Consider the following 14,350-nt stretch of genomic DNA (forward strand, 5'->3'; position numbering starts at 1 on the left):
GCGTGTCGAGCGCGCGGCCCAGGCAAGGATGGAGATGTCACGTGGACTCTTACAGCTTCGCGCATACCGTCGCTGACCTGCTGCGACGCAGTTATTCGAACTTCGCCGCTCGTCCGGCGCTGGTGCTCGCCGACGGCTCCGAGCTGACCTATGGCGAACTCGGGCAGACGGCCGCCCGCCTCGCCGGAGGTCTCGCCGAGCTGGGTCTCGCGCCCGGCGCCAGGCTGGTGCTGGCGCAGCGCAACGGCCCCGAGTACGCGATGCTCGACCACGCGATGTTCTGGGGCGGTTATGTGCGTGTGGCCGTCAGCTTCCGGTTGCACGCCAACGAGATCGCCGCCATCGCGGCCGATGCCGACGCCGAGGTCGTCGTGGTCGACAACGACCGACGCGCCGACGTGCAACGCGCGCTGGCCGAGGCCGGAGCACGGGCGATCGTCGTGGGCGCCACCGCCGCCGACGACGGCCACACGATTCCGCGATTGGCCACGGGCTCGCCGGTACCGCCGCATACCTGGCGGCTGGACGACCTCGCGTGGATGCCCTACACCTCCGGGACGACGGGAAATCCCAAGGGCGTCATCCACACTCAGCGTTCGATCATGGCCACCATGCGGAACATGCTGGCCGAATTCCCCTCGTCACCGCCCCGCGACACCGTGCTGCTGGTCGCGCCGTTGAGCCATCTGGCCGGATGGCTGCGACTGTGTTATTCGATTCGCGGGGCCCGGCAGGTGTTCATGCCCGACTTCGACGCGCACGAGGCGCTGGCACTGATCGAGCGGTACCGCGTCACCGTGATTCCCGTCGTGCCGACGATCGTCAACCTCATGACCGAGCAGCTCGAGTCGGCGGAGTACGACACCAGCTCGCTGGACACCATCATCTACGCGGGCTCACCGATGGCCCCCGATCGGCTGGCCCGCGCGATCGCCGCGTTCGGCCCGAAATTCATGCAGTGCTACGGCCTCACGGAACTGCCGATGCCGCTGACCGTGCTGTACAAGAGCGATCACGTCGTCTCCGACGGGGAGGTTCCGGCGCGGCTCGCCTCGGCCGGGCGGGTGGCCCCCTTCATCGAGGTTCGCATCACCGACGCCGACGGGAACGAGGTCCCGGCGGGGGAGATCGGCGAGATCCAGGTGCGCAGCGACAACGTGATGCGCGGCTATTGGAAGTTGCCGGACGAATCGGCGGCCTTCGTGCTCGAGGGCGGGTGGACCGGCACCGGCGACGTGGGCCGGTTCGACGACGGCTACCTGTACATCGTCGACCGCAAACGCGATCTCATCGTCTCCGGCGGATTCAACGTCTTCCCGAGCGAGGTGGAGGCGGCGATCGCCGCCGTGCCGGGAGTGCAGGAGGTCGCGGTCGTCGGCGTTCCCGATCCGAAGTGGGGCGAGACCGTGCTGGCGGTGGTCGTCGCCGAACCCGGGAGCACGGTCACCGACACGGACATCATCGACGGCTGCCGGGCCGCGATCGCGGGCTACAAACTGCCGCGCCGGGTCGAGTTCGTCGAGGAACTGCCGAAGACCTCCAGCGGAAAACTCATGCGGCGCGACCTGCGCCGAGCGTACTGGGCGGGCAGCGACCGCAACGTCGGCTGATGGGAACCGAAACGATGACTGCGAACATTCTCCAGGAGTGGCAGGGCAAGGTCGCCGTGATCACCGGCGCGTGCGGACCGATGGGCCGCAATGTCGTGCAGACCCTCCTCGACCGCGGGACACGGGTCCTCGGCATCGATCTCCCCGAAGTGGTGGAACGATCGGATATCGAGCACGAGAACTACCGCGCCTTCGGCGCCGATATCGCCTCCCGCGACCAGGTCGCCGCGGCCTACGACGTGGTGGACCGCACCTGGGGCAGGGTGGACTATCTGGCGACCATCGCCGGGATCGTCTCGCCCCCGCACTCGGTCACCGAGATCACCGAGGACGAGGTAGCCCGGGTCCTCGCCGTGAACGTCAACGGCACGGTGTGGAACTGCCAGCAGGCGGCCGAGCGGATGATCGCCTCCGGCCGGGGCGGCAGCATCGTCACCATCTCCTCGCTCAACGGTTTCATGGGCCGTGTCCAGTTCCCGACCCACATCTACGCCACCTCCAAAGGCGCGGTCATCGGACTGACGCGCTCGCTGGCCGGTGAACTCGGAAAGCACGGGATCCGGGTGAATTGCATCGCGCCCGGACTGCACGTCACCCCCTTGGCCGCGACCGTGGGCGGGGACCCCGAGGCGACGAAGCGCTTCTTCGACAACGCCGTCCGATCGACCCCGCTGGGCCGGGTGGCCGGGCCGGAGGAGATGACCGGCCCGATCCTGCATTTCTTCAGCGAGGCGTCGGGCAACACGACCGGCCAGGTCATCGCATCCGACGGCGGTCGCTCGACCTGGTACCAGTGATCGACGTCCGGCGAGAGGTGAGGACAACAGTGGAGAACGAGACGACCGAGCGGGGGCCGCTGGCGGGCGTGCGGGTGATCGAGCTGGCCGGAATGGGACCCGGGCCGTTCGCGGCGATGACGCTGGCGGATCTCGGTGCGGAGGTGATCCGCGTCGATCGCGCCGCGGGTTCGCCGCCGGTCGACCGTCGCTTCGAGGTGAACGGCCGATCGCGCCGGTCGATCGCCGTCGATCTGAAATCGGAGTCGGGGCGCGCTATCGTGCTGCGCCTCGTCGCCGGGGCCGACGCGCTCATCGAGGGGATGCGTCCCGGCGTGACGGAACGATTGGGCCTGGGACCCGACGACTGCCTGACGGCGAATCCGGCGCTGGTGTACGGACGGATGACCGGCTGGGGCCAGCACGGGCCGTACGCGCGGCTCGCCGGACACGACATCAACTATCTCGCCATCGCGGGAGCGCTGCATCCGATCGGTGTCGCCGACCGGCCCTCGGTGCCCCCGCTGAACGTCGTCGGCGATTTCGGCGGTGGCGGAATGTATCTCGCGCTCGGCATCGTCGCCGGGGTCCTGCGCGCGCGGGCCACGGGACAGGGCGACGTCGTGGACGCGTCGATCGTCGACGGAGTCGGCGCGCTCTACGGCATGATTCGCGGTTTCGTGGGCGAAGGCACCTGGGCGGACCGGCGGGAGGCGAACCTGCTCGACGGCGGCACCCCGTATTACCGCACGTACCGCTGCGCGGACGGCAAGGAGGTCGCCGTCGGCGCCCTGGAACCGCAGTTCTGGGCCGAGTTGGTGAAGCGCATCGGGCTCGCCGACGATCCGTTGATGTCCCGGCGTGACGATCGCTCGTGCTGGCCACAATTGCAAGCGCGGCTGGCCGAGCATTTCGCCACCCGCACGCGTGACGAATGGGTGGAACTGACCGAGGACAGCGACGCGTGCCTGACCCCGGTGCTCAGTCTCGCCGAATCGCTCGCCGATCCACATCTGCGGGCCCGCAACGCCTTTCGGAACATCGACGGCTCCGCGCATCCCGCGCCCGCGCCGCGCTTCCGACGCGCGGGCGAGCGCGCGCCGACGCCGACCCCGATGGTCGGTGAGCACACCGCGGCCATCCTGGCCGATCTGGGCTACAGCGACGACGAGGTCGACGCCTTACGCGCGGCGGGCGCGATCCGGTGAGGCCGGGGAAGGGCGCGCGGCGTTCAGCGCGCGCCCCAGACGATCGGCCACTCGAGTGCCTCGGGATGGGTGCGGTCGAGGTAGGCCAGGTACTCCTGGATGTGCGATTTCATCGCCGCCTCGGCCGCGTCCGGATCCCCGGCGATGATCGCGTCGTGAATCTCCTGATGGGCCTTGACCACCGCGCGTCGCCGCCGCTCGGGGTAGTCGACACCGATGGCGCTGCCGTCGAGCAGGTTGAGCAGCGCGTCGATGAGGCAACCGAGCATCGGATTCTCGGAGCCCTCGGCGATGACCGAGTGGAACTGCTTGTTCGTCTCGAGGAAGACGCTCTGATCGTCGATCCGCGCGCGCATCTCGTCGACGCTGTGCGTCAGCTCGGCGCGCAACTCGTCGGACATGCGGGTCGCCGCGAGGCGCGTCATCATCGGTTCCAGACCGAGGCGGGACTCGGCGATGGACCGGTAGGGCGCGTGCTCGAACTGCAACAGCAGGGTGAGGGTGGTCTCCAGGCTCGAGCTGTCGGGCCGCTGCACGATCGGCCCGCCGCCGGGACCCGGTTTGAGGGCGATGACACCCTGTAGCTCGAGGAATCGCAGCGCCTCGCGCAGCGTCCCGCGTCCGATCTGGAACTGTTCGAGCATCGTGCGCTCGGGCGGCAGCCGGTCACCGGGCACGTTACCGCGCTTGTTGATGTCGGCGACGATCTGCTGGGCGGCGATGATCGCCATCTTGGGTGGCCGATTGGACCGCCGGCTCATTGTTCCTCCTCGCTGGACGGACTGATCATTATCATCTTCGGCCTCGTCCGGCCGAAACCGAGACCGGTGCGTCGCACCCAGCGATCGGGCCCTTGGACCGATGTGGTACTTCTGTTATAAGTGTAATCATAATAATAAATATCAGCGGGAAGGGCGGGACTGTGGGCAGGTTCATCGTCACCGGCGGCGCCAGCGGTATCGGCAAGGCGACCGTCGAGGCCATGCTCGAGCGGGGCGACTCGGTCGGCGTCATCGACCTCAATCCCGCCTCCCTCGAGGCGTTGAGCGCGGAGCATCGGGCGTCGGTCGCGGAGGGGCGGCTGGCCACGGCCCGCGCGGACGTCTCGTCGGAACCGGAGATGGAAGCCGCGATCACCGGGTTCGCCGAGACGTTCGGCGGATTGGACGGCATCGTCAACAACGCCGCGGTCGGGGGAGCGTTCGGGCCGCTGGTCGATCTGCGCGTGGAGGATTGGGACGCGACCTTCGCCGTCGTCACCCGGGGCGTGTTCATCGGCATCAAACACGTCGCGCGCATCCTCATCGCGCAGGGGACGGGTGGCTCGATCGTTTCGGTGGGCTCGGCGGCCGGAATGGTGGGTGATGCCGCGCCGCAGGCGTATTCGGCGGCGAAGGCCGCGGTGATCCACATGAGCCGCGTGTTCGGGGCCGAACTGGCTCCGCACCGCATCGCGGTGAACACCGTGAATCCCGGCCTGATCGAGACCCCGCTGAATCCGCGCGGCCGTCGGCGCACCGAGGAGAGTTTCGCGGCGGCGCAGCCGTGGCCGGAGATGGGTCGGCCCGAGCACCTGGCACGGGCGATCCTGTTCTTCACCGATCCCCGCACCAGCTTCATCACCGGCGAGGTGCTCTCGGTGGACGGCGGCATGACCGCGATCGGACATCGGCTCGGCACCCTCATGGGCACCAACTCGCTGCAATACGGAGTGACGGGGATGAACCACGGGATGACCGGTCGTCCCGCGGTCGTTCGCGAGGGTCGAGAGGGCTGAGCCTGGCACGAAAGTGCCTGAGCGCCACCATCATTCGGCCCGTCAAGGAGGAGATCGGCGTATGCCGCACACGCAGCAATGGTCCGAAGAGGGCGTCTATCCGGTGACCGAGGGCGTGTACCGGGTGCCGCTGCCGCTCCCGATGGACGCGCTGACCGCGGTCAACGTCTACGTCGTGGAAACCGAGGCGGGACTCACCGTGGTCGACGGCGGCTGGAACATACCGGCGTCGCGCGCGATGTTCGACCGCGCGCTGGCGACGATCGGGCGGACCACGCGCGACATCACGCAATTCCTGGTCACCCACGCCCATCGCGACCACTACACGCAGGCGGCCGCGCTCGCCGCCGAACTCGGCTGCGCGCTGCGGCTCGGCGCGGGCGAATCGCAATCGCTGGCCATCCTGCGCGCCGACCCGACCGGCGGCGACGTCCACATCCGGGCGCTGGAATCCGCGGGCGCGCAGCGGCTCATCCCCGGCTGGCGACAGTGGTTGAAGGAGCAGCCCACCGACTCGGAGATCTGGCCCGATCCCACGACGTGGCTCACCGACGACGAGTTCCTCACGACGGGTGATCGGGAGCTGCGCGCGATCGCGACTCCCGGCCACACGCTGGGCCATTTCGTGTTCGCCGACGAGCACGCCGGACTGCTGTATGCCGGTGACCACATCCTCCCCAGAATCACCCCCTCGGTCGCCTTCGAATCGGCGTGCAGCGACCTCCCGCTGCGCAACTACCTCGACTCCCTGGCCAAGGTGCGCCGCATGCCCGACATGGTGCTGCTCGGCGCGCACGGCCCGATCGCACCCAGCACCCACGTCCGCATCGACGAACTACTGCGCCACCACGATCACCGCTTCGAACTGTGTGTCCAGGCGGTCGGAGCGGGCGCGGCCACCGCCTACGAGGTCGCCGACCACCTCCCGTGGACGCGCAGGAACCGCCGCCTCGACGACCTCGAGCCCTACAACGCCGCCCTCGCGGTCGTCGAGACCCAGCAACATCTGGACCTGCTCGCCGCGACGGGCCGCCTGCGCCGCGAGGACCGTGCGGGCATCGCCCACTGGTCGCTCACCTCATCGCCCGCGGCGTGATTCCCGGTGCAACGCCTCGCCGAGTCGCGCCGGTCCGGCCGAATCGCTCCAGATGACCTCGGCCAACCGGTCGGCGACGCCCGGCAATCCGTATCGGGCCAGCCCGTCGGCCTTGGCGCGGATGTCGTCGACGGTCATCGGGTTCTCCGCCGTCCCGACGCTGTCGACGACCTGCGCTTCCCGGACCGTTCCGTCCGCGTAGGTCAGGCGCACGGCCGTCGCGAAATGCTCGGGGTAGTAGGTCTTTTCCATCTCCGGGTCGACCTCGAATCGGACGAGATCGGCGATCTTCCTGATCCTCGGATCGTCGAGATGTTCCTCGGTGTAGGCGTCGTAGCCGCTGGGCCCGTACGCGAGCGTGGCTCCGACGACGTACGGACAGCTGTACTGCGCCGTCATCGATGATTCCGCCGGTGTCATGTGCTGCTCGGCGATCAGCGTCGGGCCGGTGACGAGGATATCGGTCAGGTCGCCGGGGTCGGCGGTGAAGCCGTCGGTCGCGAGCGCGAGCGCGTCGATGGTGGAGTGGAACAGGCGGCAACACGCGTACGGCTTGAGGCTCAGCGCGTCTATTTGGCGAGTTCGCAGCCGTGTGTCGTCCAATACCTCGCGGGGCGGCGCACCGAAACTCGCGGCCAGCCCGTAGGCGCCCTCGAGCGCGCGGCGCGGCGCGGTCACGGCCGCCAGGGCGGCGAAGTCGGCCGCCCGAATCCCGTTGTGCGCGCCGAGCCCCGCGTGCACGCGTTTGATCTCACCGCCCGTCGGTTCGACCGAGAACTGCATCGACCCACTCGGTTGGGACAGCGCCAGCCCCCACGCCTTCGTGACGAGGTCGGCATCGAGCGCATTGCCGTCCCGTGCGGCGCGGAGGGCCAGCGCCGTGACCGCTCCGCCGAAACCGCCGAACAAGGACGTGGGGTGAAATCCCCGATGCACCGCGGCCATTCCGCCTGCGGCCTCACCGACGAGCGCCATCGCCTCGTACCCGGCGATGATCGCCGCGAAGAACCGGTCGCGGGTCAGCGACGGGCCGGGCTCGCCCGCGACGGCGAGGGCGACCGGAATGACGACCGCCCCCGGATGCGACGCGGTGGAATTGTGGGTGTCGTCCAATTCGAAACTGTGCGAAGCGGTTCCGTGCACCAGAGCCGCGATCGACGGATCCGTCGTCCACGGGCGGCCGAGCACCGCGCTCGTCCCGCTCTCGGCGAACCGCCGCGCCCAGTCGGCGACTTCCCCGGCCGCGGGCCTGGTCATACCCCACAGCGACACGATGAAATTGTCCAGCAACAGGCGACGGACGATCTCCGTATCCCGTTGCGTCGGTGGGGCTTCCGCGACGGTCGCGACGTGACCGGCGAGCCGGTCGGTCAAGCCGTCGATGGCGCGTCGGTCGGTCACGGTCGTCCCTTCGTTGAATTGTGTTGCGGGGGAGCGTCTTCCGAGCCCCCCTGCTCAGCCGAGGCCGTCGGCGAGGACGGCGGGCAGGCCGAAGGACGTGAGCTCGACGAACGCGTCGAACCCCTCGAGGCCCGCCTCACGCCCGACGCCGCTGAGCTTGAACCCGCCGAGCGCGGCGTGGAAACCCGTTCCCGCCCCGTTGATTTCGACGCTGCCGGTCCGCAATCGGGTCGCCACCGCGTAGGCGTGATCGGGATCGGCGCTGTACACGGCTCCCGACAGCCCGTAGTCGGAGTCGTTGGCCACCGCGACCGCCTCCGCTTCGCTGTCCACGGCGATGACCCCGACGACCGGCCCGAAGATCTCCTCCCGAGCGATGCGCATATCGTTGGTGACGCGGGCGAACAAGGTCGGTTCCACGAACATGCCGCGGTCGAACGCCGCCGGGCGGCCACCGCCGACCACCACCTGCGCGCCCTCGGCCCACCCCGCGGCCACGTACTCCTCCACCCGATCCCGCTGACGCTGACTAACGAGCGGCCCGATCTCGGTGGCCTTGTCCGCGGGATCGCCGAGGGCGAAGCCGGAGATCATCTCCGCCAGCGCGTCGACCACCTCGTCGTGCCGCGCGCGCGACACCACGATCCTGGTCTTGTTGGTGCACGCCTGGCCGTTGTACCGGAACGACAACGAGCGCAGCGAGGCGACCACCGCGTCGAGATCCGCGTCGTCGAGAACGATCGCCGCGGACTTCCCGCCCAGCTCCAGCGTGAAGCGCCGAATGTCGTAGCCGCACAAGGTGGCGATGCGCCGCCCGGCGGCGGTCGACCCGGTGAACGAGACCTTGTCGACACCGGGATGGGTGACCAGATACTCACTCTCGGCACGGTCGGCGACGACGATGTTCAGCACGCCGGGCGGAATTCCGGCGGCATCGGCCGCGGCGGCCAGATGGTGGGCGCTCAACGGCGCCTCCGGTGACGGCTTGAGCACGATACTGCAACCGGCCAGCAGAGCCGGAGCAAGTTTCAGCATCGCGACCGAGACCGGTGCGTTCCAGGGCACGACCGCCGCGACCACGCCGATCGGCCGGCGCACGACCAGGGCGTTGCCCAACCCCGACCGCCGCAACGACTCCCACGGATATTGTTCGGCCAGTTCCAGATTGGTATCCAGCAGGGCGACGGCGGCCCCGTTCTGCGAGGTGAGCGTCTGGCTGATCGGGCAGCCCATCTCGGCGGTGACGAGTTCGGCCAGTTCGGTCGCGTGGGCCGCCAGGTGATCCCGGAAGGTACGGACGATCGCCGCGCGCTCGGCCAGCGACATACGTTGCCACGGGCCGTGATCGAACGCTCGGCGAGCGGCGGCGACGGCACGGTCGACGTCCGCTCGGGAACCGGCGGCCACCCGCGCGATGGACTCCTCGGTGAACGGAGACCGCACCTCGAGGGTCGCGTCGGTCGCCGCGTCGATCCACCGTCCATCGATATAGAACCGCGAAGCATTGTCGTGCCACACCGCACAGCATCCTTGTCGTCGCACCGAAAATGTGTATACCGTTGCGCCACAACAGGATCGACCCCTTGTGTGCCGCGCGCCGCATTCTCAATCTCCCCCGCTGCGCGGTCGAAGTCAATTGAATGATCCGCCACTCGCGATTCGCCTGCGGCGAATCAGTACTCGGTCCGTAGCTCGGTGATCAGCCCGAAGATCGGATCCTTGCCGTCGCCCCGGCTCGCCTGCGCCCAGTCCGCTTTGATCGGCGGCTGGGGGTCGGTGAACAGGCGGGTCGCCTCGAACACACAGGTCCTGCGCGCGATGCGCCACTGCCCGTCGCGCTTCTCCACACGGTCGACGTACCGCCCGAACATCGAGATCTGCACCGGATCGGTTCCCGGACTCGCCCCGAACGCCCCCCGCAGCGAGGCGTCGAGCGTATGAGCGGTCATGAAGTACGTCTCGCAGGCGGCGGCCTCGGGGGAGGCGAAGTCGATCAGCGTCTGTCCCAGGAAGTGCATGACCTGCAACGCGCTGCCCGTCCGCCGTTCGACATAGGCCAGCAGGCCGTCGACCCCGCCCTTGTAGTCGCCGTGGTCGTCGTAGGCGTCCGGGTGGTAGACCTCGCGGAGAAGTCCCAGGTCCAGGCGGTCGACCGCGCGTGCGTACCGCGCCTGGAGCGCCTGGATCTCGAGCGTATCCGCCAACCGTCGCAGGGTTCGTTCATCTGTCATGTGCCGTGCTCCCGTAGTGCTGCCGCTCACATTCCCTGAGCTAACTAGCATCATAGTTAACACCGAAACGTCTCGTAGCAGGATCGATTGCCGAGATTTTCCGCCGAACTCTTGTTCCGCGTCGATAACTAGTGTACTAGTTTCAGGTGTGGCTCCAGTCACATGCGACTGGCAGTGATTCCGAAAAACCCCCTCGAAAGGATCCGCGTGTCCACCCCTACAGACGGCAACCGCGATCCGGTCACCGCGTCGCGAGACTGGGTCCTCGGCATCGACGTCGGTGGCACCTTCACCGACGTCATCGGCGTGAATCTCGCGACCCGCGAAGTCCGGGACAGCAAGGTTCTCTCGACACCGCAGCAGGAAGACGGTGTGCTGGCGAGTATCGCCGCCATCGATGTGGCGCCGGACGAGGTCCTCGAGATCGTGCACGGGCACACCGTCGGCATCAACGCCCTGCTCAGCCGCACCGGCGGACCCACCGGCCTGCTGGCCACGCGCGGCCACCGCGACCTGCTCGACATCGGCCGCCAGCACCGCGAATTCGGCGATCGCTTCTACGATCCGACCTGGCTGCGCCCGCATCAGGAGCGCCCGGTCGTGGCTCGCAAGAACCGCATCGGCGTCGCCGAGCGCACGAAGTACGACGGCTCGGAGTTCCTCACGCTCGACGAGGACGCCGTCCGCCGGGCCGCCCGCGGCTTCGCGGCGCGCGGGATCACCTCGGTCGCGATCTGCTTCATGAACTCCTACGTGAACGGCGACCACGAACAGCGCGCGGCCGAGATCGTCGCCGAGGAACTCCCCGACGCCTATGTACAGACCTCCGCGCTCTACCCCGTGACGAAGGAACACGAGCGAACCGTCACGGTCGCGCTCGACGCGTACGTGGGTCCGCTGGTGGTCGGCTACCTCGAGCGGCTCGAAAACCGCCTGCTCGCACAGGGTTTCACCGGCACGCTGTGGATCATGATGATGAACGGCGGCGTCGCCACGCTCCGCACCGCCGGGCGGGCGCCGGTGTTCCAGCTGGTATCGGGTCCGGTCGGCGGCGTCAGCGGCAGTGTCAAACTCGCCGAGGAGGCGTCGGTTCCCAACCTGCTCACCATCGACGTCGGCGGGACCAGCACCGACGTGGCCGCGATCGTCGGCGGCAACACGCCGCTCACCGATCTGTGGACGCTGGAGACCGGACTGACCCTCACCATGCCGCTGGTCGAGGTCGAGAGCATCGGCTCGGGCGCGGGCAGTCTCATCCAGCCGAACGCGTTGGGCGCCATCGGAGTCGGTCCCGCCTCCGCCGGTTCCAACCCGGGTCCGGCCTGCTACCGGCGGGGCGGCGACCGGGCGACGCTGACCGACGCGTGCGCCGCGATGGGCATCCTCCAGCCGGATCTCTTCGCGGGCGGCGCACTCCGGCTCGACGTCGACGCGGCGATCGCGGCGCTGACCCGAGCGGGGGAGCAGTGGGGCATGTCGGCCCACGCGGTGGCCGACGCCGCCTACGAGATCGCCTGCCAGGACATCGCCGCCAAGGTGCGGTCGATCTCGGTGTACCGCGGTCTCGACGTTCGCGAATTCGCCTTGCAGCCTTCGGGTTCGGCCGGACCCATGCTGGCCGACCGGGTCGGGCGGATTCTCGGTCTGGACCGCGTGATCGTCCCGAAGAACGTGGGCCAGTTCTCGGCGCTCGGACTGTTGCGCAGCGATCTGATGACGACGCGCGCGCAGTCGGTCATGATGCCGCTCGACGCCGCCAACGCCGAGCGCTTCGAATCCGAGTTCCGGACCATGCAGGACCGCTGCCGCAAGGAATTGGCGGATCAGGGCATCGACGTGAGCCGCCTGCGGTTCGATCGCGCGATCTTCGCGATGTACGGCGGCCAGACCTGGGACAGCCGAATCGCGGTGGCGGACAGCGTCTTCGACGCGGAGGCGGCGGCGAACTTCGGCAAGCGGTTCCACGCGTTCAACGAGGAATCGTTCGGCTTCTCCGCTCCCGAACTGCCGGTGATCGTCAGCACTCTCGAGGTCACCGCCGTCATCCCGCGCGACCACGGCGTGGCCACGAGCAAGCACGAGGACGGCGACGCCCTGCTGCGCCGCATCCAGCTCCGCGTGCCCGGTACCGACGGCCCGGTCGAGGCCGCGGTCTACTCCCGCGAACGTCTGGCGCCGGGACAGTCCGTCGACGGGCCCTGCCTGGTGGTCGAGGACTTCGCCACGACCCTCGTGCTGCCCGGCCGCACCGCACACCTCGACCCCATGTCCAACCTCATCATCGAGAGCAAGAGCTGAGGCACGCACCGATGACCGCCACCAACGCCCAAAGTTCCACTGTAGACATCGAATTGGACATCCTGCGATACGGACTGATCGAAGTCACTCGCGAGATGCTCGACGCGCTGATGCGCAGCGCCTTCTCCCCGGTCGCCCGCGACATGCTCGACTGCACCGCGGCGATCCACATGCGCACCGACGCCGGATGGGAGACCGTCGCCCTGTGGGAGGGGTGTATGCAACACGCCTACATCGCGACCCACATCGTCAACTTCGTCATGGACGACTGGGACGTCGACAGGATGCAGCCCGGCGACATCGTCTTCGTCAACGACCCCTGGCGCGGCGCCGTGCACCAGTCCGATGTGAATCTGTTCCGTCCGGTGTTCGTCGACGGCCGTGTCGAATTCCTGGTGCAGTCCACCACGCACCTGGTCGACGTCGGCGGTCCCGTGAGCGGCGGGCTGGCGAACGGTATGCAGACCCACTTCGAGGAACCCCTCAAGTTCCCGCCGACCTTGTTGTACGCCAACGACATTCCGGTGCGGCCCACGTTCAACTTCATGCTCGAGAACAACCGGGTTCCCCAGTTGATGCTCGGCGACCTTCGCGCCCTCTACGGCTGCCTGGTCATCGGCGAGCGGCAGTTGCTCGACCTCATCGAGCGCGGTGGCTTCGAGAATGTCCGCGCCGCGGGCATGTACGCCATCGAGCAGACCGAGGCCAGCATGCGCGCGGGCATCGCGAAGCTCCCCGACGGCGATTACACCGCGGAGGACTTCCTCGACGAGGACGGTGTCGTCGACGAGAAGATCCCGGTGCACGTGACCGTGAAGGTGCGCGGCGATTCCATGGAGATCGACTTCTCCGGATCGGGCCGCCAGCCGCTCGGCAACGTCGGCACTGCCTGGTGTGAGGCCACTCGCTGCGTGCAGGCGGTGAAGATGCTCATCGACCCCTCGACGCCCGTCAACTCGGGGACGATGCGGCCGATCGAAACACTGCTGCCGGCGGGCAGCGTGGTGCAGTCGCTGCCGCCGACCAGCGTGTCCAATCACCCCGACATCGGTTCGCGCAACATCAATGTGGTGTCCCAGGCGCTCGCCAACGCGCTCGAGCAGAGTTACGCCTCCGACACCGGATCCTTCGTCGTGATCATGCTCGGCGGCATCGACGGCCGGGCCGGACGCGAGGGAAACCCGTGGGGCACCTACGTCATTCCCGGCGGCGGCTGGGGCGGCACCTACAAGGAGGACGGTGTCTCGTTCTGTGTTCCCCCGGTCGGCAACTGCCGGACGTCGGTGCAGGAACACATCGAGATCGAGAGCCCGCTCGTCATCACCCAGCAGGAGATGATGATCGACACGGCGGGCGCGGGCAAGCATCGCGGCGGCCTCGGCGCCACCTTCACGATCTACGCGGAATCCGATGTGGTGCTGTCGATCACGACCGATCGCGTCGTCCTGGGCGCGCCCGGCATCGAGGGCGGCGGCTCCGGTATGCCGACCTACGGCTGGTACATCCCGAACTACGATCCGGCCGCCCCGTACGCCGACGATCCGCTCGATCTGACCGGTGCCGAACCGCTGTTCGGCCGATTCGACGAGAACGGGCGCCCGGACCCGAACAACGGAACCTTCGGCGCCGGAACCCGGTATCAGACCGGCAAGATCGCGGGCCTGCACCTTAAGGCGGGCGACGCGCTGCGCATGGTGTGCGGCGGTGGCGGCGGCTGGGGCAGCCCGCTCGAACGCGACCCGCACCGCGTGGCCACCGATGTCGAGAACGGCCTGACGAGTACCCGGGCCGCCCGCGACCTCTACGGCGTGGTGGTCGACGAGAGCGGCGTGGTCGATGCCGCCGCGACCGAGACCCTGCGTGCGGAACTCGGCGAGGCGCTGAAGGCGGGCACCTGGTCAGTGCCCGTCGCCGGGCCATCGAACTGGAAAATCTGACGAGAGTTGAGAATTC

General features: G+C 68.5%; 11 protein-coding genes. 7 read left to right on the top strand and 4 right to left on the bottom strand.

The annotated features are described in order from the left end of the window. Positions 1-41 precede the first annotated feature (41 nt). The 3 genes from ACFYTQ_RS25770 to ACFYTQ_RS25780 all read left to right on the top strand — a co-directional run bounded on the left by ACFYTQ_RS25770 (position 42) and on the right by ACFYTQ_RS25780 (position 3,594). Positions 42-1,610 (top strand): class I adenylate-forming enzyme family protein, encoded by a 1,569-nt coding sequence (locus ACFYTQ_RS25770; protein WP_387366015.1) that lies wholly within the window; start codon positions 42-44, stop codon positions 1,608-1,610. A 14-nt stretch (positions 1,611-1,624) separates the two neighbouring features. Further along, positions 1,625-2,407, top strand: coding sequence for an SDR family NAD(P)-dependent oxidoreductase (locus tag ACFYTQ_RS25775; RefSeq protein WP_387366018.1), 783 nt, complete (start codon positions 1,625-1,627; stop codon positions 2,405-2,407). A gap of 92 nt (positions 2,408-2,499) precedes the next feature. Further along, positions 2,500-3,594, top strand: coding sequence for a CaiB/BaiF CoA transferase family protein (locus ACFYTQ_RS25780; RefSeq protein WP_387366188.1), 1,095 nt, complete (start codon positions 2,500-2,502; stop codon positions 3,592-3,594). Between the two features lie 23 nt (positions 3,595-3,617). On the opposite strand, the gene ACFYTQ_RS25785 is transcribed toward ACFYTQ_RS25780, so the two are convergent. Beyond that, positions 3,618-4,355, bottom strand: coding sequence for a FadR/GntR family transcriptional regulator (locus ACFYTQ_RS25785; RefSeq protein ID WP_387366021.1), 738 nt, complete (start codon positions 4,353-4,355; stop codon positions 3,618-3,620). 161 nt (positions 4,356-4,516) lie between these two features. Between ACFYTQ_RS25785 and ACFYTQ_RS25790 the strand changes: the two genes are divergently transcribed. Further along, positions 4,517-5,371 carry an SDR family NAD(P)-dependent oxidoreductase gene (locus tag ACFYTQ_RS25790; protein WP_387366024.1) on the top strand — a complete coding sequence of 285 codons (855 nt, stop codon included), beginning with the start codon at positions 4,517-4,519 and terminating at the stop codon, positions 5,369-5,371. A gap of 61 nt (positions 5,372-5,432) precedes the next feature. After that, positions 5,433-6,467, top strand: coding sequence for an MBL fold metallo-hydrolase (locus ACFYTQ_RS25795; RefSeq protein WP_387366027.1), 1,035 nt, complete (start codon positions 5,433-5,435; stop codon positions 6,465-6,467). Here the strand turns inward: ACFYTQ_RS25795 and ACFYTQ_RS25800 are convergent. The 3 genes from ACFYTQ_RS25800 to ACFYTQ_RS25810 form a co-directional block, all read right to left on the bottom strand. After that, the gene (locus ACFYTQ_RS25800) at positions 6,450-7,868 is read right to left on the bottom strand and encodes an MmgE/PrpD family protein (RefSeq protein WP_387366030.1); all 1,419 of its coding nucleotides are present in this window, start codon (positions 7,866-7,868) and stop codon (positions 6,450-6,452) included. The genes ACFYTQ_RS25795 and ACFYTQ_RS25800 overlap by 18 nt on opposite strands. Before the next feature lie 54 nt (positions 7,869-7,922). Continuing rightward, entirely contained in the window at positions 7,923-9,386 is a 1,464-nt protein-coding gene (locus ACFYTQ_RS25805) for an aldehyde dehydrogenase (RefSeq protein WP_387366033.1), read from the bottom strand. Between the two features lie 155 nt (positions 9,387-9,541). Beyond that, positions 9,542-10,099, bottom strand: coding sequence for a nuclear transport factor 2 family protein (locus ACFYTQ_RS25810; RefSeq protein ID WP_387366036.1), 558 nt, complete (start codon positions 10,097-10,099; stop codon positions 9,542-9,544). A gap of 207 nt (positions 10,100-10,306) precedes the next feature. Here ACFYTQ_RS25810 and ACFYTQ_RS25815 point away from each other — a divergent pair, with 207 nt between their 5' ends. Both ACFYTQ_RS25815 and ACFYTQ_RS25820 read left to right on the top strand, forming a co-directional pair. Then, a complete protein-coding gene (locus ACFYTQ_RS25815) occupies positions 10,307-12,397 on the top strand; it encodes a hydantoinase/oxoprolinase family protein (protein WP_387366039.1) in 2,091 nt (696 codons plus the stop codon). Between the two features lie 11 nt (positions 12,398-12,408). Further along, complete coding sequence (locus ACFYTQ_RS25820) at positions 12,409-14,334, top strand: hydantoinase B/oxoprolinase family protein (RefSeq protein ID WP_387366042.1); 1,926 nt, start codon at positions 12,409-12,411, stop codon at positions 14,332-14,334. Positions 14,335-14,350: the final 16 nt, after the last annotated feature.

Source organism: Nocardia sp. NPDC004068, from assembly GCF_042874315.1.
Classification (GTDB): domain Bacteria; phylum Actinomycetota; class Actinomycetes; order Mycobacteriales; family Mycobacteriaceae; genus Nocardia.